The following is a 22,237-nucleotide window of genomic DNA, read 5'->3' on the forward strand; positions in this document are numbered from 1 at the left end:
GCTTTTTTTATTTTTCAGCAAAGATGGCCCTCTTTTATTCAGAAGCCATTCTTTCCAATTCTCTATAATTAGGTTTTCCGCTTCCCAGTAATGGCACATCTTTAATAAAGATTATTTTATTCGGTATATACAGAGAAGATATTTTTTTGCTTTTAATAAATTTCTTAAGTTCTTTTTCTGAAATGTTATCAATTGTTGTAAATAAAATTATTCGTTCACCTTTTTTCTTATCAGGGATACTAACAGAGTAAAATGACGTTCTTCCATAACATTCTATAGCTAAATCTTCAACTTTATTTAAAGACACCATTTCTCCAGCTATTTTGCTGAATCTTTTTAACCTAGAAAGAATTGTGATATATCCATTTTCATCTATGTTTGCTATATCTCCAGTATTGTACCATTCATTGGAGGGAACAAAACCCTTTCCATTTATTATATAACCTTTCATTACATTCGGACCTTTGACAATTAGATTTCCTCCACTTTCAATCCCTTCAACTTTATCTATTTTTGCTTCCATCAAAGGTATTAGCTTTCCTACACTGCCAAATTTACTGAAATTAGGAGTGTTTAAAGATATGATAGGGGCAGTTTCGGTTGCTCCATATCCTTGTAGTATATCTATCCCAAATTCTTTTTGGTATTTCTCATAAACATTATTTTTTAAAGTTTCCGCACCAGAAATTACATACTTAAGGCTTTTAAAATCTTCTCTGGTTGCATATTTCGCAAAATTATCTAAGAACGTATTTGTAGCAACAGTAATTGTACTCCCGTCTTTTCGTATCATTTTAGGAATCTCTTTGTAATGAAGGGGGGAAGGATATAAAAACGTTTTTATATTCGAAATTAAAGGTAGAATAACACACACTGTTAATCCAAAAGAGTGAAAGAGAGGAAGTGAATTAAATATCTTATCATTTTCATTGATATCAATCACCGACAATGCTTGCTTTACATTTGCATATAAATTCAAATGACTTAACACAACACCTTTTGGTTTACTTTCTGTTCCCGATGTAAATAAAATTATTTCCTCTTTATTGCTTTTTCTTGGTATCTTTATTTTCGTTTCTAAAAGTCCAATTATTTTATGTTTTGCAGCAATACTGTTTTTCAAGTCCTCTACATAGACGATGGTTACCTTCTTTTCCATTTCTTCAATAACAGATGATAAATCTGCAACTTTAACAAAGTCTCTAGACGTAATAACTGTTTTCAAAGAAGCTGTTTCAATGCAATCCAAAACGCTTTGAGTCCCCATCGAAAAATTTAAAACACAGGGCACTTGACCATTTTTAAACAAAGAAAACAAGACAACAACTTGACCAACAATATTAGGCAGATATAGGCCAATCCTTTCTTCTCCTCTTGTAATCTGTTTAATTTTTCGGCTTAAAACATTTATATTCAACAAAAGGTCATTATATGAAAGAGCACCATTTAGATCTTCAATTATAACTTTGTTTTGGTTTTTTTTAGCTTGTTTTTTAAGTTCATCATACAAATTAATCTTATCTGGTAAATTTAATTTCAAAAAAAGCCCCTCCCAAAATTTATGTCATTTTATATTCAAAATTAGTTAAAAGACTTACGAGTCCTTTTATAGTTTGCTAGGGTGCCGACGGTAATCAATAAGAATTTACTCACTCAATCAATCACAACTGGATAAGCAGGTCTAGCATACAAGATAAAAGATATTTTATTTTTTGTTTATTTTCTTTAAAAAATATTTATTTTAGAAAAACTATATATTTTTTAAAAATTTTTTTCCGATGTTTTTTTTATATCTCCTATAATGATTTGAAAATAATCATTGGAGTGATGACATTTGGAGAATAGAAGTTTTGATCTTCCTAACCCATACGAAAAATTCAAAACAACCCCGATACAGCGAAAAGAAATTTTATATTACAAACATCTTTCAAAAGAATTAGACAAAGCCGTACCTTATCTAAAGAAAAAATGGGGAATACAGAACAACAGAAACGATAAATTGACAGATGAAATTGTATACACAGCCAAATCATTTGACGAATTGATTTATCTATACAAGAAGAAACCTTCAGGAGATTTCAATTACCTAATTCATAGGTGGTTCAATACACAAACAAGCAAGATGGCCGAAACGTTATTCTGTTCTTACAATATTGTAAAAAAAGAAAAGAACTTTGCGCATAAAACAATTGATTTTTACATTATGGATACACCATTCGATCTAAAAGTTTCTAGTTATCCAACTAAGTTTAATAAAACAAGATTTCAATATGACAGCGATCGCGCATACCGAAATGATTTGATTAGATGGCTTTATGAAAACCAAAGCAAAGAAAGAAGAAAACACGACTCCAATAGATTGTTTATAATTTGCAAGCACCAAACAGGATGTAATTCAAAAGCAAACTTACTTCTAAAAAAAGACTTCGATCAGATACAAAAAAAAATAAACGCTTATCTTCGTTATTCGGAAAAAAAATTGCACAACGAAGGTATCCCGTTTAATCAAGTTTTGTTGAATAACAGAAAAACAGTTTTTTCAGATATCATATTCATAAATAACTAATACATACTTAATCCATCCAATGCATCCAATGGATTAACCTTAATATATACATATTCAGAATTGAAGTCAGATTAACTAAAAACGACCTTTATAAGGTCGTTTTTAGTTATTTGTTTTTTGTGAAATAAAATATTTTTTAAGAAAAATTTAAAAAACCTTGTTTTTTAAAAAAAGAAAAAAATATAATAAATAAAACTTTCTTAGGAGCGTAGCAAAGTGAGTTTAGAAATTGGCCTAGAAGTTCTGCAAAATATTTTTGACAACCAAGGCAACGACGAATTTAAATATTTATTTAATCCAAAGCCAATATTTGATTCGATACTAATAAAACCTTTGAAAAAAAGACATATAGTTACTGAAAATATAAATGACAAAAAAACAAGAGATGCCGATATTAGATTCGAAGGAAATGAAAGATTTATATTTCCTGTTGTTGAAAATTTCAGGTATCAAAATGATAGTACAAATAAAGGGCATTTTAAAAAGTGGTATTTAACTCAAATACCAGTACGTTTTTCTTTAGAAAATTGTGGGCATATGTTTCATAAGATACCCACTGAATATAAAGTTGAGCGTAATTTTTATTTTTCTGGTCTAGATCATATAGACGAAGAATTTGTAAAAGTTCATCTTTCTAAAGAGAAAAGAGAAGGGGAACGAATATCTTTAGGTTATAAAGAAAAAGATGATCACCAATTTTATGAGTTTAGAAAACTTCTATTTGAGGGAGACTATTTAATAGTTTGCAAATACTTTGAAGAGGCGAGATTTTTATTTCTTGGTGCAAAAAAAGAGGATTTAATAGGGACAAGTTTGGACTTAGAAAAAACTAATTTGTTTATTCAAGAAGAAAATAAAATAAAACATACTACTAGTTTTTCGATCGAAAACAACACAGCGGTTGATATTGTTGCTGACATTCCAAATCCTCACCAATGGTTGATTTCAGGTGCACCAGGAACAGGGAAAAGCCATATGTTAAAAGTACAATCCGAGAAATTTTTTAAAAAAGAGAACATTTATAGAGTTACTTTTCATCAAAATTATACATATGGTCAATTCATCGGAACTTTTAAACCAGTTCAAACCAAAAGTAATAACTTGGTTTATAGGTATCAACCCGGAATGTTATTAAAAGTATTGTTAGAATCTTTAAAGAATCCAACAGAACAATATGTGCTAATTATCGATGAATTAAATAGAGGAAACACAAACGAAATTTTTGGTGATTTTCTTCAATTAATTGAAAGAGATAAAAATGGAAGAAGTACATACGAAATCGAACCCACCGAGGATTTGTTAAGTTATTTAGAAATAAATCATCCCGATCTTCCTCATAAAATGTCATTGCCGAGTAATTTATATATATGGGGAACTTTGAATAACAGCGATCAATATACATTACCCATTGATTCAGCGTTTTTTAGAAGATGGAAGCACCATCATATTGGTATTGACGAAAACGAACATATAACAAATAAATATTCATTAACATTACCGAACAGAAACGAATCGGTACCCTGGAACAAAATTAGGAAAACAATAAATAAAAATCTATCCGACATTCCTTTTATAAAAGAAGATCAATTACTTGGCCCATTTTTTATAAAGCCATCTGAAGACAACAATATCACATCAGAAGAATTTTTCTATGATGTTGTGTTGTACCTAAAAGAGAATGTATTCAAAGACCTCTCTAATCATTTTTTTACCCATTCTTATACGAGTGAAATCAAAAAAGTTTTTATGGACGGAGGAGACGTATTTCATTTCAGCCTTTAAGGATTAGAAATATAGAAATACTACAATATGAAAAGATACAATTTCACTGAAAATCAATTGTACAATATTTCTGAATTAAGAAATATAGGGGTAGATAATTCTACCCTTTTGTTATTAGAAAAGGAAAAATTAATCGAAAAGAGTGGGGACTCTATTAAATTTGTTTTTATTGGTTCATATTATAAAAAAAACGATCATTTTTTAGTACACCCTAAATATAGAAATGGTAGCAGCTGTTTTTTCACAACAAAGGAAACTGAGATATTCCATAATTGTTTATTGAAGTTTTCCAATTCAATTGCCGCCCCTTTAGAAGAAGAGGATAGCCATTATAAGGATATATTCTTTGTTGTCCAGGATTATTGTATAAATGGTTTATTAAATAGCTATCATCGTATCAGCAAAAATGATTGGTCTAATCCTTCTTGGGAAAGAATATTCAATCAAACACCAAAAATAATTAATACCAACTTATATTGGGACAATCCGATCTCAAGTTCATTTACTTTAAGCAGCCAAGATATAAAAAAAGTACATATATTAAGCATAAATTTTTTGTTATCACAATATCCAATTTTAAAAACTTTTTTTACGTTTTTATCTTCGTTACCTAATTTTTCAGCTCCTAGCAAAGAGGATTTATGTTTTGAAATTCAAAAAGAACTCAATAAAACTAACTTAATCAGAGAAAAAAGAGTTTTAACATCAATGTACAATATAATTAAAAATCAAAACCTTCATAACAAAGGGCTTTTAATAGGAACTAAAAACCCTCACTTCTTTTTTGAACAATTATGCAAGAGATATACAAATGACTGTTCTTATATGTGGAGTCGTTATTTCCCCAAGGCAACTTGGCTTATAAAAGGAAATGAAAATAAGACGAGTTCCCATCGCCCTGATATAATTTTCGAGAATAATGGCAAAGTTTATTTATATGATGCAAAATATTATGATACCAATATTCATCAGCCAGGTATACAAGATATTTCAAAACAAATTCTTTATAAAAAGTGCATTCAAAAAATTAAAGGTAACAGCATAATTCACAATGGCTTTATTTTTCCTTCCAAAAATCCTGAAGATCATTTTTCATTAGAAACAGGGGAGGTAAGATACGACATATTCGGAGAAGACGAAGTGATTAAAGTACACCATCAATACGACATAGAATTATTTAAAAACTTTTAACAAGAAACCCCGTATTTTAAATACGGGGTTTCTTTGACAACTAACTTTTTGGTTTTTCAATTTCAATCAATTCAAGTTCTGTCTTTGAAGGCATTAATTTTCTAGCTTTTTTGATTTTAACCAATCCTACTTTTTCTTGATAATAATAATATCTTTTTTCTTTTCCATCAATTTCTGTTATCTCAATGCATTTTTTAAAATCATCTAATTTTGTCTTCACCTTTACATTAGTATCAGTTATTTCGTATTTTTTCTTTCCCGCACTCCAAGTCGTACCTTTTTCAATAGGAAAGGGGATTAACAAACTCATATTTTCCTTGCTGATAAAATCCGTGCCATCAATATCACCTACCGGATCTGGCGATATGAAGTTATAAATACCGTCATCTTCTTGAGAATATAACGTCACACCTTTTTCTTTGGAAAAAGACTGAACCTTGTTTTTATTAAAGAATTTAAACTCTTCTTTTTGTTTCTTTTTATCTGATGTTTGATATGTATACACGGCTTTTTCATTAGGAACAAAAGATATATCAGTATCAGTCGAATTTTTTATCCACACATACACTGGTTTATCTTTGATTTCATCAATTAACACGTATTTATTATAAGGCTTAGATTTCAGCATCAAATCAGCTTCTACATTAAATTCTTTATTCATATTAACTTTAAATGATGTACTCCAACTAACCTTTTCTTTACTTAAAATTTCTTTTCTACCGTCTTTTTTTATTTTCGTTTGGTCAATCAGGTGGCCATCTCTATCTTTTAATTTAACATCAAATAAATCATTGCTCTCTGTTAACAAAGGGATTGTTTTATTTTCTTTGTTATCAATAGTTACTTCTACATTTATTGTACTGCCCTCTGATGTTACGTTAAGATCATAATCAACATTATAGATAGAAGTTTTCTTAGGCTGCGCCTCTACAGTTTGAGCCATAAAATCATTTTTATTGCCTTGGCATCCCGAAACAATAAATATTCCACATATCATACCACCTATTAAAATTTTTTTCATTTTTATCACTCCATTTTTTGTTTTGTTTTTCTTTACTTTTGTTACCTAATTAATTATGAAAAGGACTAGAAAAATATCAAAAGAAAGGGTGATGGATTTGAGATTATACGTATCAAATACGAAAGACCAAATTATTTTTCTGCTTTTCGACTTTCTTTTAGCAACTTTATTGGATAGAGAAGTGAAGTTAATTTATAACGGTACTCCAAACGATGGGTCTATTACTAAAATTCAATTAGACGAGGATGAATACAGTTATATAGAATTCACAATAAACGATAAAGTCATACAATTCCCTTTTGTCGAAGATTCAAAAGTCAGGTTGGATAAAGGCCTGTTTTATTTCGAAACAAAATCAAACACCATATTGATTTATGTTTAGGTGCAAAATTTGCACCTTTTTTTAAAAGTCATCTATTAAAAAGGAAAATAAACTTAACAAAGAATTAGGTGTATGTAAAACCACTTTTAATTATGTATTATAAAAAACAATTTTAAAATAGAATAAAAGGGCTTTTTAAAGATGAGGGGTTAATATGAATAAAAAAATTCTGTTATTAACATTTGCATCATTACTATTATCAGTCGTTCCAAATGTGCATATACTAGCCTTAGACGACAATCAAGAAGTAGATATATTAAAAGACGATTTAAAAAAAGTTGAAGACAATAAAGAAAATATTAAAACTCAAATTAGTGAAATTCAAAAATACATAGATGACACTGAAGAATCAATTATGAATATAGAAAACACATTAAATGATACATATTCAAAGATACATAATACTGAATCTAAAATTGATACCTTAACAAAAAAAATTTTTAGTACTCAAACTAAAATTTCAAAAAAACAAACAGAAATAAATAGCCAAAAAGAGAAACTTGGACAAACAATTTCCTTTATGTACGAAAATAAAGATTATGGTTTTTTTCAGTTTTTCTTCCAAACACAAAACTTATCTGATTCTTTAAAAACACTTGATTTGATTAACATTATCGCAGACGAAAATGAAAAGCTGTATGAATCGATTCAGATACAACAAAACGAACTTAAGGAACAAAAAAGTAATTTGGAAAGAGACAAGAAAATACTTGAAAAATATAAAAGCACACTAACAACTCTAAAACAACAACAAGAAAAACAGAAAATTCAACAAGACACAATTCTTAGCCAACATAAAGATAGAGAATTAAAAATGCAAAATGAATTAGTTGAAGAAGAAAAAGCAAGCTCTGAAATAATGCAGAAAATTAATGAAGCCGTGAAAAAAAGAAATGAAAATAAAGGAACAGCCGATATACCTCTTTCTCCAGATCAAGTATTAGTATCACCTTTAAAAGCTGGTTCGTATACTATATCCTCAGTTTATGGTTATAGATTCCACCCTGTTTTAGGAATTTCTAGATTACATAACGGCATAGATATGGCCGCACCATCAGGAACACCTATTTATAGCGCTGGAACAGGAACTATTTTGTTATCAGGAACTAGCAGCGGTTACGGAAACTGGATTGTTATTAAACACGATAATGGATTAATTAGCATTTACGGTCATATGGATACTGGTAATCTATTTGTCAATCCAGGTCAGCGCATCAATCAAGGACAATTGATAGCTAAAGTGGGGAACTCAGGAATTTCAACTGGTAGCCATTTGCATTTTTCAATAGCCACAAACTATGATGATTCAACATCAACGTTTACCTATGTTGATCCACTAACTGTTTTAAAATAATTTTTTAAAAATATTTTAAAAAGCAGGCTGATGATTAGATTAATATGCGTTTTTTGTATATAATTATAAAAAAAATAAAAAAACGAAAAAACATAAAAACGAATCCGAAAAGGAGATTGCGACCGATGATTCACGCTCAAGAAACATCAAAAAAACAAAGACCTGTTATATTAGTGGATATGGATGATACATTAGCAGATTTTGCAAAATCATATTGGAATATACATAATGAAATATTTGGTGAAAAAATAAACCATAAAAAAGTAGATGATTGGGATTTAAGCAAGTTTTCAAGCAAAGGGAAAGATTGTTATAAGATTTTTAAATATCCAGGATTATTTAGAGAATTAGAAGTTAAACCTTATGCCAAGGAATTTATGAAAAATTTACAAGAGATAGCAGATGTTTATATAGTTAGCGATTCTCCTACTGGAACAGCTTTTCAAGAAAGTGTGTTCTTTGATGCTAATAATAATTCTTTGAATCAAGCACACACTTCAAATCCTGCTGATGATAAACGAATGTGGGTAAAAGAACATTTTCCTGATTTTCCTCAATCAAATATTATATTTTGTAGTTGTAAGTGGATGATTCAAGGAGACATTCTTATAGATGACAAGCCTTCTACTTTCGAGAGGTTTCAAGAAGAGGGAAGAAAAGCTATATTGATTGATATGCCATTCAACCAACATATTGATACAGGTTGGAGAGCAAGAGACTTAAAAGAGGCTGAATCTATTATAAGAGATCTATATTGCACAAGCAAAACAAACAAATTGAAATCACCCAACAGATATCCTAAAGACTATCAGCTTGAAAAACTTCCAAGTTAGTTATCCAAAAAGGATGGACTTCAGTGTCATTTTTGCGCACTTCCAATAATTAATTTATCTACTATATAAAATAACCATCGAAAAATATCGATGGTTATTTTATTTTTTCTAATAAGCGATTCATTATTTTTTTAGCATCATCTGAATCCTGATAATTAGTTATTCCAGCAATGACAGCTATATTATTTTCAGAGACAGCTGTCTGTATTAAACGACTTAGATATTGTTGAGCTTTATTTTCATTTGTGCCATTCAGTAGAATTACATATGTTCCATCAGTTAGTCTTGCAACTAAGTCCGTTTTTCGATAATTAGCTTCCAAAATAGAGTTAAGTAACATAACTGTATTTATATATGCATCCAAAGCTTTAATCGCTAATATCGAAAAAGGGTACCCAAATCTTTCGCTCTTAGCTACTTCTAGTTCCAAATGGCTTAAAAAAATCCCTTCATCAAAAATCTTCAATTTATCACCCGCCTTATTTGAAAGAGATTATAACCATTAATTCAAAATTAACAAATTCATATTTGAAAAATTCTCTCTGGGTTTCCGAATTGAGATCTCTGACAACTGCAAGGAACGAGAAATTGTAAAAACCTTCAGACAATATGAACTACTGACAACTAAAGTCAAAAGAGTGTGAGTGATGATCATCAAATTAATAACAAAATCGGACCACCTCTTTAAAACGCCTTTTCTTGACATTTTTCCATAAGTCAATATGGTCAACAAAGTTCATATGTTGAGGAGGGGGTATCTTGGATTTTAAAGTTTTATTCATACATCCATTGGATACAGGGCTAAAAGCGTACATAAAGTTTTATAACAATATATATTTTTTAACTTTTCAAGCAGACAATAATTCTGAAGCAGAGTTTATTGTATACAGTGACGCTAAGAACAAGGAAATCCTTACTGATTCCGACTTAAGAAAAGAACTATTAAATAATTTCATATTATTTTTAAAACAAAACAAGGAAGAGATTAAGCTTGGAATATATATTGAAAAATCAAAAGAAGTGTTTGATATTTTTTTTACGTTAAACAATATCAACAAAGACAATGGCTTAATAAATATTTCTTTTAATATATTAGATAATAGTTACTCTATTTATGGTTTAAGGGTAATCAAAACAAAATCTGATATCATACTTGATGTATCTTCTGCTACGTTTATTCATAGTAACACCGATTGTTTTTGCGAGAATATAAAACAAAATCACAATATAGAAGACCTTAAAGATTGTTTAATCCTCATTGAACATCAGGAGATAATTTTAGATTGGGTCAAAGAAGTGTACCAATACACTTACCATCCAAAAAAACAAAATAACATAATTCATTTTCCTAGAAATAAATAAAAAGCTACAGAGACTTAACTCATATTAAGTTTCTGTAGCTTTTATTTTTAAACATATTAAAAATAACCTGTTTCTATTACATCCACCAATTTGAAATCGAATTCATTTAGAAATTTCGACATCCCAACATTCTTTTCTTCAAGGAAACCCTGTTTATTTCTAACCATTAATGTACCTGAATAGGTTATAAATAATTCTTTTTTAGCACGAGTTATTCCTACATAACATAATCTCCGCTCCTCCTCTAATTCATTAGGAGTTTTTGATTGTAGCGAAGGGAATGATTTCGAATCGAAACCAATTAGAAATACCACAGGGAATTCTAACCCCTTAGAAGCGTGCATCGTCATTAACTTCACAAATCCCTCTTCACTCTCTTTAGTGCTTGAATCTAACAATAACTCCTCAACAAAAGAGTTAAGTGTTAAATTTTCTCTTTCTTTATCCATTTCTTTCGAAATAACAATAAACTGTTCGATTGCTTCTGAACGATCTTTTCTCTTTTTTTTATCATCAGAAAAATATACGGTATTTACCAAGTCTAACTCTTTAACTAACGCTTCAATCAATTTAGATACACTTGTTCGCTTCTTCATTTCATAAAATTTAGAGATTAATTTATAAAAATCATTTAATCCTAGTTTAGTATTTTGGTTAACCCTATTAAGATCTTTAGGATCCCCCAATATACTGAATAGCGGAAAGGTTTGACTCAACATCTGAATTTTTTCAACAGTAGCATCACCTATACCTCGCTTCGGAGTATTTATAATCCTTCTCATAAATATGGGATCATCAGGAGAATCAATAAATTTCAGATAATACATCAAATCTTTAATCTCACTTCGATCAAAAAAACTTTTACCACTGAGAACTTTATTTGGTATCATTTCTTGAGTCAATTTACTTTCAATTATGGCAGACTTTTTATTTGAACGATATAGAATGGCAAAATCACCATATTCATATCCTTTTTTCCTTCTCATTTCTTCGATCTTTCGTGCGACAAATGCAGCCTCATTATGTTCTGAATATGCACAATATAAATTAATTTTTTCTCCAATATCATTGGTTGTAAATAATTTTTTGTGCTTTTGATTAACATTATTCGAAATGACTTCATTTGCTGCTTGAATAATTCTTTTTGTACTCCGGTAATTTTGTTCCAATTTAACAATTTTAGCATCCGGATATTCTTTATCGAAAGACAAAATCCCTCTTATATCAGCTCCTCTCCAACCAAATATCCCTTGATAGTCATCACCTACAACGGCTAAGTTTCTATGTTTCGATGCTAGCAATTTTGCCAAAGTATATTGCACTCTATTAACGTCTTGATATTCGTCAATCATAATATAACGAAATTTGCTTTGATAATATTTCAATATGTTGGGATGTTTTAGAAAAATCCTAACTGTTTTAAATAAAAAATCATCAAAGTCTATAGCATTCAATCTTTTCATTTCCTCCTCATACATAGCATAAACTTTATGCAAAATCTCTAACTCTTCCCAAACATAAGATTCAATTAATTGAAGAATACGGTCCCAATCCTGATAATCATTTTCCTTCGTTTCGTTTATAAGACATTTTGAATTAACCATTTCATTTTTAAAAGTAGAAATAGAAGTTAACATAGAAGCAGGATTAACGTAATTATCTTTATTTTTTTTCGAATATTGGTATCCCAATTGTTTAATGCATTGCTTTAATAAAGTCAAACAATCATCCGGATCGTAAATTTTAAAATTAAATCCTATCTCATCTGTCCTAAATGACTCATTTTTAAGGATATTTAAACACAAGGAATGGAAAGTGCTTAAGGTTATAGCATTAATATTAGGATGTATTATTTTAGATAACACTCTATTAGTCATTTCCTTAGCAGCTTTGTTTTGAAACGTCACCGCCAAAATATTTTCAGGATCAATTTTTCTATTATTTATAAGGTTCTCTATCCTATTGACTAATACAGTTGTTTTACCTGACCCAGCTCCTGCTAAAATAAGCAGAGGACCATCAACAGTTTCGACAGCCTCGATTTGTTGTTTGTTTAAACTCAAATAATCAGCCCCTTAGAAAAAAATTAATAAAACTTTATTTTATATTTTGGTTATAAACTATATTTCCAGTTCTAAAATAAAAAAGGCTAATTATTTTAAATTGTCTCTTTGCCAAATTCATCTTTTAAAAACAAGAAAAACAATTTGCATTTGACTTTTTATTTCTTTACTATAAGTAGTATAGTTCCATCTGATCGATGTTTATTTATATTAGAAGTTAAGTCGAAGGAGGATCTTTATGGAAGAAAGCCTGGCGTTAATATTAAAGCAAACACTTCAAGAAAAAATGAATAATGGCGGTTTCAAAAGAGGTGAATTAAAAAAATTTTTTCTGAGCTTTGCAGAACAATATGGTAAAAATCCTGAAACAGTGAAATCCTATTATTACAGAGTTCTAAAAAAAGAATTGGAAAATGATTTAGGTAACGAATCAGCTAATACTGACAAAACTTTAGATATAAAAGATAAGGATAATTTAGATTCTATTAACAATAAAGAAGTGATTGAAAATAACACTCACACACCACATATGACTAAAATATACACTTCTAAAATACAAGATATTCATTCTTATTTATTGGACTCCAATTCTTTAGAAGAATGGATTAATTTAATAGAAGTGTTTAAATATTTCAGTGGCAAGGCATTTAAAGAATTTGTTAAAAAATTCAATGCAAAAATGAAATATTTCGATGTCCCCAATGAAGTTGAGGTTGTTAAAACAATTGAAAAAGAAGAACTTCTAAATATCTTAATAGATTTTTCTAAATTCACCAGAGTTGATTTATATAGTAGACAAGCCAAGGATCTTTATTCATTGTTGCATAATAATGAGAAAGAATTTGACGCCGAAGAAGTGCCGAACAAAGAGAACGAACTTGATGAAGAAGGAATAAGTAAATATAAAGATTCCTTATCAATCGGAGACGTTGTAACAGTTAAAGTCGTAAAAATAATGGGATATGGTGCTTTTGTTGAGTTTATCGATTGTCCTCAAATCAACGGATTTATCCATATTTCTGAGATATTAAATGGTTACGTAGAAGACATTAATGATTATTTCCACGTAGATCAAATAATGGAAGCGAAGATCATTAAAACCGGTGAAAAATTAAGTTTAAGCACAAGAGAGCTTAATCGTAACACTTCGGACAATTCAAAAAAGATACAAATATCTTCTATGAGTCCATCTGAAAAAAATAGTTCAATCTCAACTTCCACATTAGAAGAGATAGAAGCTAATATCTCAGATGAATGGCCAGAGGTAGTCAATTATATTAAATCTCACGTAGGACCTCTATCACCAATTGCAAGAGACAAGTTAAAAGAGTTAATACAAAAATACGGTTTGTTTAAATTCACTATAGGTTTAAATGACGTTGCCAAAGATTTTACATCAGATCTAGGACTATTAATGTTGTCTGAAGCTGAATCGAAATTGAGAGATGGTCTTTAACAACGTTGAATACGATGCCTCAATTCACGCAGTAAACGAATATATTATAAGGTCCAGAAATCCATCACTTAGTTTTGAAGAAGCTAAAAAGATTGTGATTAATAATCTTTATAATGCAAAATTAGTTATAGAGGATGATAACTATCGTTATTTGAAAAAGGATCTATTTTATTATCCTTGTGTCAAAATTATAAAGAACAATAAAATTACTTTTTTGGCAGCCACCACTCTTACTAGAATAATGCTTGATTACGGCGATTTCTTCGATGAAGCCTTATCAAGATACAGTTCTTAAGTTTTTTTGTTTTATTCTTCTTATTATTTAGATTTTTATGCACCTAAAACCATTTTTTCATTTTATAATATTTCCACTTCAAGGAGGGAATATAGAAATGAAAAAATGGTTTGTTTTTCTATGCTCTGTTTTCTTTTTATTAAATGGGTGCAGCTTAAACCAAATAAAATCAAACAAAATCACAGAAACGCAATCTTCATCAGAAACCAAAACCGATGCAAAAAATGTCTCGGAATATGCAACAATACAAGCAACTGTTATATCAGTCATTGACGGAGACACCATCAAAGTATCAATCAATAACAAAGAAGAAAAAGTAAGGTTTTTGTTAGTCGATACTCCCGAAACTGTTTCTCCAAGAGTAGGCGTACAACCTTTTGGAAAAAAAGCGAGCAATTATACAAAAAGTATGTTGAAAAAAGGGACTGAAGTTCAAATTGAAAAAGATGTGTCTGAAAGAGATAAATATGGAAGGCTATTGGCATATGTTTATGTGAATGGACAAATGATAAATAAACTTTTGTTAAAAGAAGGGCTTGCCAGAGTTGCATATGTTTATGCTCCAAACACACGTTATGTTGATGATTTTAAAAAAATTCAAGAAGAGGCTAGAACAGAAAAAAAAGGAATTTGGTCGTTAGAAGACTATGTTCATTCAGATGGATTTTATTTAGGTATCAGGAACAACGATTAATACATATAAAGATAAAACGCAAAGACAAAGAAGCTTTGCGTTTTTTTATTTTCTTAAATTACTTTGACTTTTAACAACTTTTTTGGTATTTTCTTCGAAATTAAGGGGGGAACCACATATGTTTTCAATAGAAGAATACGGTTTAAACTATTTTATCCCTGTTAATTGTCAGAAAGAGTACGAGAAAATAGTATCCAGCTCACTTTCAGTAGAAGAAAAGATTGTTGAGCTATTAACTGTTAATCCTGGTTTTATGACAACTACGGGTAACAAAGATGAAGAACGTTACAAAAAATTTAAATACAAAAGTTCTCTGGACATAATAAAATCCAAAGTCAAAAGAAAAGAGAAAATAGTCTTCTTTTCTCTATCTTTTAATGCCAAGCCTTATATAGACGATATCACAAATGGCCTTATATACCCCGATGTAGCAGATTTCCTAACGTTGCTTCATTTAAACTTAGCTTTTAAGTATATCAATATGATATATAAACCTGGCTCTGAACTAAGAATAGGAAGCCAATATATTTACTTTCGCAAGTTCAATGTGATCAGTTTAGATCAGTCTAAAGAAATGACAAACATTCTTTTTATGTACAACAACATATCAGAAAGATTAGTTAACACAAAAAATGTTATTCAGATTTTCGATATATACGAGGAAGTCGAGAAAGTAAAAAAAGAATTTTTCCTAAAAGTTGAGAAAGCAAAGCTTGATATTATTCAAGAAGACGAGGAACTAAAGAACTTAAAAAAAGGAGCTGATTATTATATGAACTTTGTTTTAGATGAGAGGCAATTCCCAAACAAAGAAGCGGCCTGGAATTTCTGTATGTATCATACATTAGATTCCGCCGCTTATAAAAGAGCTGTATTAACAATGTTTGATTTTGGCGAAGGATTATTCAAAGACTATAGCAAAACCATAGTTGCTGAAACAAGGTTTCAAACAGGCTCTAATTTAATCGAAGATCCAAATTTAGTTTATATCTCATTTCTGCCTGGAGCTCCAACATACTCTTTCAATAGATTAACTTTACATAGAAAGGATAAAAGCTGGGAGCTATCTACTTATAGACAACTCACAGAAATAAATGCTGCCGAAAAATTTGTTAAAGAACTGAGGCATCCATTTTTCTTCGAGGAGGTGTAAAATGGCTAGAACGTATAAAGCTCACAACCCTCTTCGGATAGATACTTATAGGTACTTAATTTTTATTACAATTTTATGGTTCATTTCGTTTTTTATATTTGTTTTAATGGATGTTCTTAATATTATGCAATACTACGGATTTGGTTATCTAGGATTTGTATGTTTAATGACAGGTTATTTAGGCAGAAAAGTAAAAATAAATTTAAATGGTCTTTCAGGAGAAAAGCGAGCATTAGGATTAGTTAAAAATTTACCTCCTGATTACACTGTGTTTTCTAACGTAACTTTATTATACGAACATCAAGAAAGCGAAACAGATCTTATTGTAGTAGGAAAAAAAGGTGTATTCTTAATCGAAGTTAAAAATCACAACGGCGTTATAACTGGCAAAAGTGAAGACAAAAGATGGGTTCAATTCAAAGAAACAAAATTAGGTGGAAAATATGCCAATCCTTTTTATAATCCTACGAAACAAGTTAAAACCCACGTTTATCGCCTATCTGGAATACTAAAAGAGGTAGGGTATCAATATTGGATCCAAGGTATAGTTTATTTTGTAAATCCATCCGTAAAAGTTGATGTTCATTCCAAGCAAATTCCTATTTTAACTCTTAATTCTTCTTTTAGAGAATATCTTGAGCGTTACGAACCAAAAAGGACAGTAACCAAAGGTGAACAAAAAATAATTATCGACGCAATAAAAAATCAAATTTCACTAGAGAAAGAACGTGTTAGAGATAAAAGAAAAAAACAAAAAAATGAATGATTGCTAAGTTCATCTTAGACTGTTTTCGCAAGCTGCTGTTTTTAAGTTTTTTTCACTATGTATATAAATTCGAGATAGAATTTATATATAATGCTCAAGGAGAATAATAAAAACATATGAAAACTTTTACGATCAAATAGGAGGGATAATTATGAATCTAGAAGGCAAGCGTATTTATTTAGCTAGCGGTTGGTTTAACGAAACCCAAGAAAAAAGGTTATCAATAGCAGAGAAAGTTCTACGTGAAATGGGATTTGACGTGTTTAGCCCACGAGAACATCAATTTTCTGAGTATATATACAATACACAACCTTGGCGTGACGTAGTATTTAAAAATGACGTAGATAACGTCAAAAGTGCTGACTTGGTTTTTGCCATTTATGACGAAACTGATAGCGGCACAATGTTTGAAATTGGCCTTGCTTATGCTATTGGAAAACCAATCTTTATATTCCACGAAAAGGAGGAGTACTGTAACTTAATGATCAGCGAATCCCTAATCGCATACTTTAAAACGTGGGAAGAAGTCAAAAGTTACAATTGGAAAACTTGTCCACTAATCAGATTTGAAGGTCAAGTGGAATAAAAAAAAGCAATGGATATCTCCATTGCTTTTTTTGTTACTCAAAATCACCTTCAAGATAGCTTTTAATATCTTTTTTCATAATATCTAATTTCGACTTATTTTTAGACGTCGGAATTTCATAGTGTTTTTCATATTTACATAGCTTGCAAGAACAATTTAATTTCGCTTTCGATAATTTACCTGGACATTCGATCCAAGGATGATTGTCGCCATTTACTTTCCAAACATTTTTTAGAATGTTTAATTTTTTTTTGATCACTCTTTCTCTGTGATGCCGATAATAACCACTATTACGTTTTCTCATAGTGAAAACCCCCTTGAATAAAACGCTCGCCTATAAGGGATCTCAAGGAGTCTAATTAGTCACTTATAGGCAAGCTATGATGGTTTTCACTTGGAATTTATTTTTCATATAATTACCTCCAATTCCATTCTTAATTATACTACTACTTATACAGCAACAACAATTTACAAAAACTATTTATCCTCAATTTTTAAAGCCTTTGTAATCTTTCTTTCTGCAAGATACAATTTAACCCAACCAAAAATACTAAATCCCATCATACCCAAGAAAGAAATGTACGGTAAAAAATGAAGAAAAGGAATACGAACTAACGAATTAAAGGTCATTTTACACACAATTCCCCACCAAACAATGCAGCAAATTCCTAAAAATAAAATAACTAAATGCGTATTCTTCTTTACTCTAAAATACATAAAACACCTCACACATTTTAAACTTCATTTCAATTATTATATACACTCATATCTACATCCTTTAGCTCCATCCAAAAGGATAAAATATAAAAAAATAAAAATAAGACGAACATTCATTATCTCGTATTAAATCTTTTATTTAGGGAGGCAATAATCTTGGACACAAACATAATTCAAAGCAAAGCGCTAGATTTGTTCTTGAAAAGAGGGGAAGAAGTAGAACATTTTTGGAAAACTAAAAGCCAAATCCACATTCAGAGAATATTGGCAACAGGAAAATTAATCGATGGAGACCCCGAATATTTAGAAACGCTCGTATCAACAAATAATAAAACTGATTTTGACCTTTATAATTTATACAAGTTCTATTCAAGCCATCCCCAAAAAAGAAATTATTATAAGAATGGCATTTCAAATAAAAAAATCATTAACCAAGTAGAAAAACAAAAACAAGTGAAAAAAATTGCGGTATTTTTACCTCACGCCGCTTGGACCGGCGGAGTTAAAATGATTTTTAAATTAGGAGATATGCTTTCAGAGAAAGGGTATGACATAGACTATTTTATTCCGTATAACACGACTCTCGAAGAACATCAGTTAAAGATAGGTCCAATCACAAAGAAAGTATTAACTTATGATAGCGATGAATCAATATCATTGTTTGCAGCAGATTACGAAGTTGCATTTGCTACGCATTGGGATTTAATTTTCCCTTTATACAGACATTTTAAAAAAGCAGTTTTCTATTCACAAGGAGACTACGACACATTCTCTAATGATCCTCAAAAAATAAACAAACTAAAACTATTTTATTCACTTCCTGTTTTTCATATGGGGGTTTCGTCTTTTATTTCACATCTAATGGAGAATAATTACGGACGGAAAGCTTGGATTGTCCCAAATGGTGTTAACAAGCAAAAGTTTAATTATAATCCGGATTCTAATAAGGAAGATTATCTATTAGTAATCGGAGACTCAACAAACATTTTCAAAAACACTAAGGAAACAATCGATAATTTAATCCCCATTGCTGAAAAACATAATATGAGAATTAAATGGGTAACTCCAAATCCCGGAGAGTATTCTCATCATTTAGTAGACACTATAGTAAATCCTGAACAAAACGATCTTGTTCGTATCATTCAGTTAGCTGAAGTATATATAAATGGATCTTTAATCGAGGCCTTCAGCTTACCTCCATTAGAAGCTATGTCCTGTGGAACTCCAGTAGTAGCTTCTAATAATCTAGGAATCCAACAATACGCGGTTGATAACAAAAACGCTATGTTGTTTAATTTTAAAAACTATGATTTAATGAGAAAACAAGTAGAACAAATTTTAACAGATAAACCAACAAGAAAAAAACTAATTGAAAATGGGCTAAAAACAGCTGATTTATACGAAGACGAAAAGATTAATAAAGATAACTTCGAACTAATCGAAAACGAATTTATAAAAAATACCTATGTCATTTCAAAACCAATTTGATAATCTTGTAAGTAGCAATTAGAGAAAAGAAGCAACTTAATATCGTTGCTTCTTTTTTTTGTTTTTTAGCATTTATTAATATTTCATTTTATAATTTTTCAGATACTAAACTTCAAAGGAGTTTTGAGATAATGATTAACTTAAAGAACATATTAAAAAATGCAATTATGATTAGAAATTATCGCACATCTTATAGTTCAAAAAATAAAAGCATCACACGTTTATGGCTAGAAAAAGCAGTATTAAGAGCTGGAAACTTTAAACCTGGTATGGGTTTAATTGTTTCAGCAGAAGATAATGTAGTTCATATTAGAGCTGCTAATGCATTAGAACGACAAACACATAAAGTACATAAAAAAAGAGGTGAACCACTTCTTGATGTTTGCAACCGTAATGTGGATTCAGTACTTGGCATAGGGGTAAAAATCGATGTAGTTGTAAAAGATAAAGAAATTTTCGTTTACAAAGAAATGTCTTTCGAGATGTTGAATGGAGTTAAAACGAATGACTTTTGGAATGATGAACCTCGAAAATTTAAGGTGATTTCTTTATTTGCCGGAGGAGGCGCAATGACTTCTGCCTTTGTAAATACACAAGCTTGCGACTCGGTTTTTGCTGTTGATTCCGATATCCCAGAAAATAATCCCGATTCATTCGAAAGAAAAGGAAAAGAACCTGGTTATATGTCTTGGACAGTCGAAACATTTAGAAATAACTTTTCAAAAACTCTTTTGTATTGGGGAGATATAAGGAGCGTTAACCCTGCATATGTCCCAAAAGCAGACATTGTCTTAGTTTCACCTCCTTGCGTGGAATATAGCGGCCTAGGTTTGAAAATGAAAGGCATAATTGAACATTTTTCATTCCACATCGTAAGAATTATATTGGAATCTGGAGCAAGTTCTATCTTTTTTGAAAATGTACCAACTTATTTCAAAAGCAAAACATTCCATAAAATCAAAAAGATGTTATCACCTGTATTTCCGGAATGGCACCAAGAAACAATTGATAGCTATGATTTAGGAGCAGTTGAAACCAGAAAAAGAGGATATGCAGTTGCTTTTAGAGAGAAATCTGATTTTGAATTTCCTGAAAGACCAAGTATCCCGATTTCTAGAAGGAAAAAGGTAAAGGACTTTTTAGATGATGTACCAGTAGATGAGTGGAGTCCAATAAAAGGCACAGTTATGGAAACATTTTTAACAACACACAAAATAAAATATGCACACACAGGTTTCACAGCAGATAACAATAACATTTTGGTTGAACCAAATGATAGCAAAGTATCTTGCTTTGTTAAAGGCTATATGAAGCGGCAAACAGTGTGCTCTTATCTGAAACACCCAAAAAAAAATCTGTGGCGATTATTTAGTCCAAAAGAAGTGATGAGAATGATGAACTATCCTGAGTGGTTCAAATTCCCCGAAGGGATTTCCAACACTCGTAAATATGAAATATTGGGAAATTCAGTGAATGTTCGCCCAATTGAAGCAATTGCTTCAAATATTGTTTCATCTTTAATGGCTCTAAAAATTAAAAAAATCAAAGAGACTTTAAATAAACCTCGCTGTTTGTTTTGTACGTGATATATAAAAAGAACAATGTTCCAAATTCACATTTTTCTAAAAAATTAGGCAATAAGGAGATTTTAAAAAATGATAGAAACAATCACAAGCAAGGAATTTGAAACTTTGGTTGATTTATTCGAAAAAGATGCAGCTAACTACTGCGTACCCGAACACTGGGTTTCACATAATCGATTATTCATTTCCAGTGGTGTGAATGAATTCATACTCAAGATTAATGCGACAAATAAAGAATTGGTTATTGGAAATATACAGTTCAAGAACAAGGAATCTGGTGTTGCTTTGGAAACTCTTGAATTTTTAACGAAGTACGCAAATAAAAATGGATTTGAAAAAATAACTCTTGATTGCATTATCACCGAAGAAATGAAAAAGTTTGCTCTTGAAAACGGGTTCGAGGAAAAGGAAAATAATATAATTAATCTACAAAAAGAACTTATAGCAATGTAAAATAAATCGCAGCAATTAGGTTAATCCTAATTGCTTTTTTATTTTCTTTTTAAAAAAAGAACCAATCTAAAGTAAAAGAGCTCATAAGTTAATGATTAAATTATAAAAAGCAGAGAAACTATAGAGCTCTGCTTTTTATTTTCTATTTGCCTGTTTCAATATTTTTTATTTTTTCAATTTCTTTTTTAGCGTTACGAATTTTATTTTCAAGTTTTTCAATTTCTTTCGCTTTAAACTCTTTCACAGCAACTTCTACATCTTTTTTGAAAAAATATCCACAATAGTAAGAAGAAAATAAACCTACATCAGAAAATCTTACAATCTTTTTAACTGGTTTTACTACATTGAATTGTTTTGCAGTTATTTTTTCAATTTTTACTTGAATCGTTTCAAACCTATTTGATGAAAAATCCATCTTAATAAAGACGATTTCATTAATGTTCTGACGAATTTCTTCATCAGTGTAAGTTAAAATTCTCATAACAGTATTTC

21 protein-coding genes are annotated in these 22,237 nt (G+C 30.1%); 15 read left to right on the plus strand and 6 right to left on the minus strand.

Annotated elements, in window-relative coordinates:
* Nucleotides 1-34: 34 nt before the first annotated feature.
* Nucleotides 35-1,540 (minus strand): AMP-binding protein, encoded by a 1,506-nt coding sequence (locus AAGG74_RS17435; RefSeq protein WP_429676480.1) that lies wholly within the window; start codon nt 1,538-1,540, stop codon nt 35-37.
* Nucleotides 1,541-1,834: 294 nt separating this feature from the next.
* On the opposite strand from AAGG74_RS17435, the gene AAGG74_RS17440 reads away from it, so the two are divergent.
* From AAGG74_RS17440 to AAGG74_RS17450, 3 genes are all read left to right on the plus strand, one after another.
* Nucleotides 1,835-2,566, plus strand: coding sequence for a hypothetical protein (locus tag AAGG74_RS17440; RefSeq protein ID WP_429676481.1), 732 nt, complete (start codon nt 1,835-1,837; stop codon nt 2,564-2,566).
* A 216-nt stretch (nt 2,567-2,782) separates the two neighbouring features.
* A complete protein-coding gene (locus tag AAGG74_RS17445) occupies nt 2,783-4,348 on the plus strand; it encodes an AAA family ATPase (protein ID WP_429676482.1) in 1,566 nt (521 codons plus the stop codon).
* 27 nt (nt 4,349-4,375) lie between these two features.
* Nucleotides 4,376-5,539: an LlaJI family restriction endonuclease gene (locus AAGG74_RS17450; RefSeq protein ID WP_429676483.1), complete on the plus strand. Its 1,164-nt coding sequence runs from the start codon at nt 4,376-4,378 to the stop codon at nt 5,537-5,539.
* A 40-nt stretch (nt 5,540-5,579) separates the two neighbouring features.
* Here the strand turns inward: AAGG74_RS17450 and AAGG74_RS17455 are convergent, their stop codons facing one another.
* Nucleotides 5,580-6,560 carry a BPTI domain-containing protein gene (locus tag AAGG74_RS17455; RefSeq protein WP_429676484.1) on the minus strand — a complete coding sequence of 327 codons (981 nt, stop codon included), beginning with the start codon at nt 6,558-6,560 and terminating at the stop codon, nt 5,580-5,582.
* A gap of 97 nt (nt 6,561-6,657) precedes the next feature.
* Between AAGG74_RS17455 and AAGG74_RS17460 the strand changes: the two genes are divergently transcribed.
* The 3 genes from AAGG74_RS17460 to AAGG74_RS17470 all read left to right on the plus strand — a co-directional run bounded on the left by AAGG74_RS17460 (nt 6,658) and on the right by AAGG74_RS17470 (nt 9,129).
* Complete coding sequence (locus tag AAGG74_RS17460) at nt 6,658-6,942, plus strand: hypothetical protein (protein WP_429676485.1); 285 nt, start codon at nt 6,658-6,660, stop codon at nt 6,940-6,942.
* Nucleotides 6,943-7,096: 154 nt separating this feature from the next.
* Nucleotides 7,097-8,296 carry a murein hydrolase activator EnvC family protein gene (locus AAGG74_RS17465; protein WP_429676486.1) on the plus strand — a complete coding sequence of 400 codons (1,200 nt, stop codon included), beginning with the start codon at nt 7,097-7,099 and terminating at the stop codon, nt 8,294-8,296.
* A gap of 125 nt (nt 8,297-8,421) precedes the next feature.
* The gene (locus AAGG74_RS17470) at nt 8,422-9,129 is read left to right on the plus strand and encodes a 5' nucleotidase, NT5C type (RefSeq protein WP_429676487.1); all 708 of its coding nucleotides are present in this window, start codon (nt 8,422-8,424) and stop codon (nt 9,127-9,129) included.
* 94 nt (nt 9,130-9,223) lie between these two features.
* On the opposite strand, the gene AAGG74_RS17475 is transcribed toward AAGG74_RS17470, so the two are convergent.
* Nucleotides 9,224-9,595: a hypothetical protein gene (locus AAGG74_RS17475; RefSeq protein WP_429676488.1), complete on the minus strand. Its 372-nt coding sequence runs from the start codon at nt 9,593-9,595 to the stop codon at nt 9,224-9,226.
* Between the two features lie 293 nt (nt 9,596-9,888).
* On the opposite strand from AAGG74_RS17475, the gene AAGG74_RS17480 reads away from it, so the two are divergent.
* On the plus strand, nt 9,889-10,491 hold the full coding sequence (locus AAGG74_RS17480) for a hypothetical protein (RefSeq protein ID WP_429676489.1): 603 nt from the start codon (nt 9,889-9,891) through the stop codon (nt 10,489-10,491).
* Between the two features lie 56 nt (nt 10,492-10,547).
* On the opposite strand, the gene AAGG74_RS17485 is transcribed toward AAGG74_RS17480, so the two are convergent.
* The gene (locus AAGG74_RS17485) at nt 10,548-12,554 is read right to left on the minus strand and encodes an ATP-dependent helicase (RefSeq protein WP_429676490.1); all 2,007 of its coding nucleotides are present in this window, start codon (nt 12,552-12,554) and stop codon (nt 10,548-10,550) included.
* A 238-nt stretch (nt 12,555-12,792) separates the two neighbouring features.
* Between AAGG74_RS17485 and AAGG74_RS17490 the strand changes: the two genes are divergently transcribed.
* The 5 genes from AAGG74_RS17490 (at nt 12,793) to AAGG74_RS17510 (ending at nt 17,504) form a co-directional block, all read left to right on the plus strand.
* On the plus strand, nt 12,793-14,010 hold the full coding sequence (locus AAGG74_RS17490; RefSeq protein ID WP_429676491.1) for a S1 RNA-binding domain-containing protein: 1,218 nt from the start codon (nt 12,793-12,795) through the stop codon (nt 14,008-14,010).
* A 392-nt stretch (nt 14,011-14,402) separates the two neighbouring features.
* A complete protein-coding gene (locus AAGG74_RS17495) occupies nt 14,403-14,999 on the plus strand; it encodes a thermonuclease family protein (protein WP_429676492.1) in 597 nt (198 codons plus the stop codon).
* Between the two features lie 118 nt (nt 15,000-15,117).
* Entirely contained in the window at nt 15,118-16,152 is a 1,035-nt protein-coding gene (locus tag AAGG74_RS17500; RefSeq protein ID WP_429676493.1) for a hypothetical protein, read from the plus strand.
* Nucleotide 16,153: 1 nt separating this feature from the next.
* Nucleotides 16,154-16,918, plus strand: a complete 765-nt coding sequence (locus AAGG74_RS17505) for a nuclease-related domain-containing protein (RefSeq protein WP_429676494.1) — start codon at nt 16,154-16,156, stop codon at nt 16,916-16,918.
* Nucleotides 16,919-17,069: 151 nt separating this feature from the next.
* A complete protein-coding gene (locus AAGG74_RS17510) occupies nt 17,070-17,504 on the plus strand; it encodes a nucleoside 2-deoxyribosyltransferase (RefSeq protein WP_429676495.1) in 435 nt (144 codons plus the stop codon).
* Between the two features lie 34 nt (nt 17,505-17,538).
* Here the strand turns inward: AAGG74_RS17510 and AAGG74_RS17515 are convergent, their stop codons facing one another.
* The gene (locus AAGG74_RS17515) at nt 17,539-17,808 is read right to left on the minus strand and encodes a hypothetical protein (RefSeq protein WP_429676496.1); all 270 of its coding nucleotides are present in this window, start codon (nt 17,806-17,808) and stop codon (nt 17,539-17,541) included.
* Nucleotides 17,809-18,377: 569 nt separating this feature from the next.
* Between AAGG74_RS17515 and AAGG74_RS17520 the strand changes: the two genes are divergently transcribed.
* From AAGG74_RS17520 to AAGG74_RS17530, 3 genes are all read left to right on the plus strand, one after another.
* Nucleotides 18,378-19,709, plus strand: coding sequence for a glycosyltransferase family 4 protein (locus AAGG74_RS17520; RefSeq protein WP_429676497.1), 1,332 nt, complete (start codon nt 18,378-18,380; stop codon nt 19,707-19,709).
* 131 nt (nt 19,710-19,840) lie between these two features.
* Nucleotides 19,841-21,295: a DNA cytosine methyltransferase gene (locus tag AAGG74_RS17525; RefSeq protein WP_429676498.1), complete on the plus strand. Its 1,455-nt coding sequence runs from the start codon at nt 19,841-19,843 to the stop codon at nt 21,293-21,295.
* A gap of 69 nt (nt 21,296-21,364) precedes the next feature.
* Complete coding sequence (locus AAGG74_RS17530) at nt 21,365-21,745, plus strand: hypothetical protein (protein WP_429676499.1); 381 nt, start codon at nt 21,365-21,367, stop codon at nt 21,743-21,745.
* 142 nt (nt 21,746-21,887) lie between these two features.
* On the opposite strand, the gene AAGG74_RS17535 is transcribed toward AAGG74_RS17530, so the two are convergent.
* Nucleotides 21,888-22,226 (minus strand): hypothetical protein, encoded by a 339-nt coding sequence (locus AAGG74_RS17535; RefSeq protein ID WP_429676500.1) that lies wholly within the window; start codon nt 22,224-22,226, stop codon nt 21,888-21,890.
* Between the last annotated feature and the right edge of the window lie 11 nt (nt 22,227-22,237).

The organism is Bacillus mexicanus, from assembly GCF_050445615.1.
Lineage (GTDB): Bacteria > Bacillota > Bacilli > Bacillales > Bacillaceae > Bacillus > Bacillus mexicanus.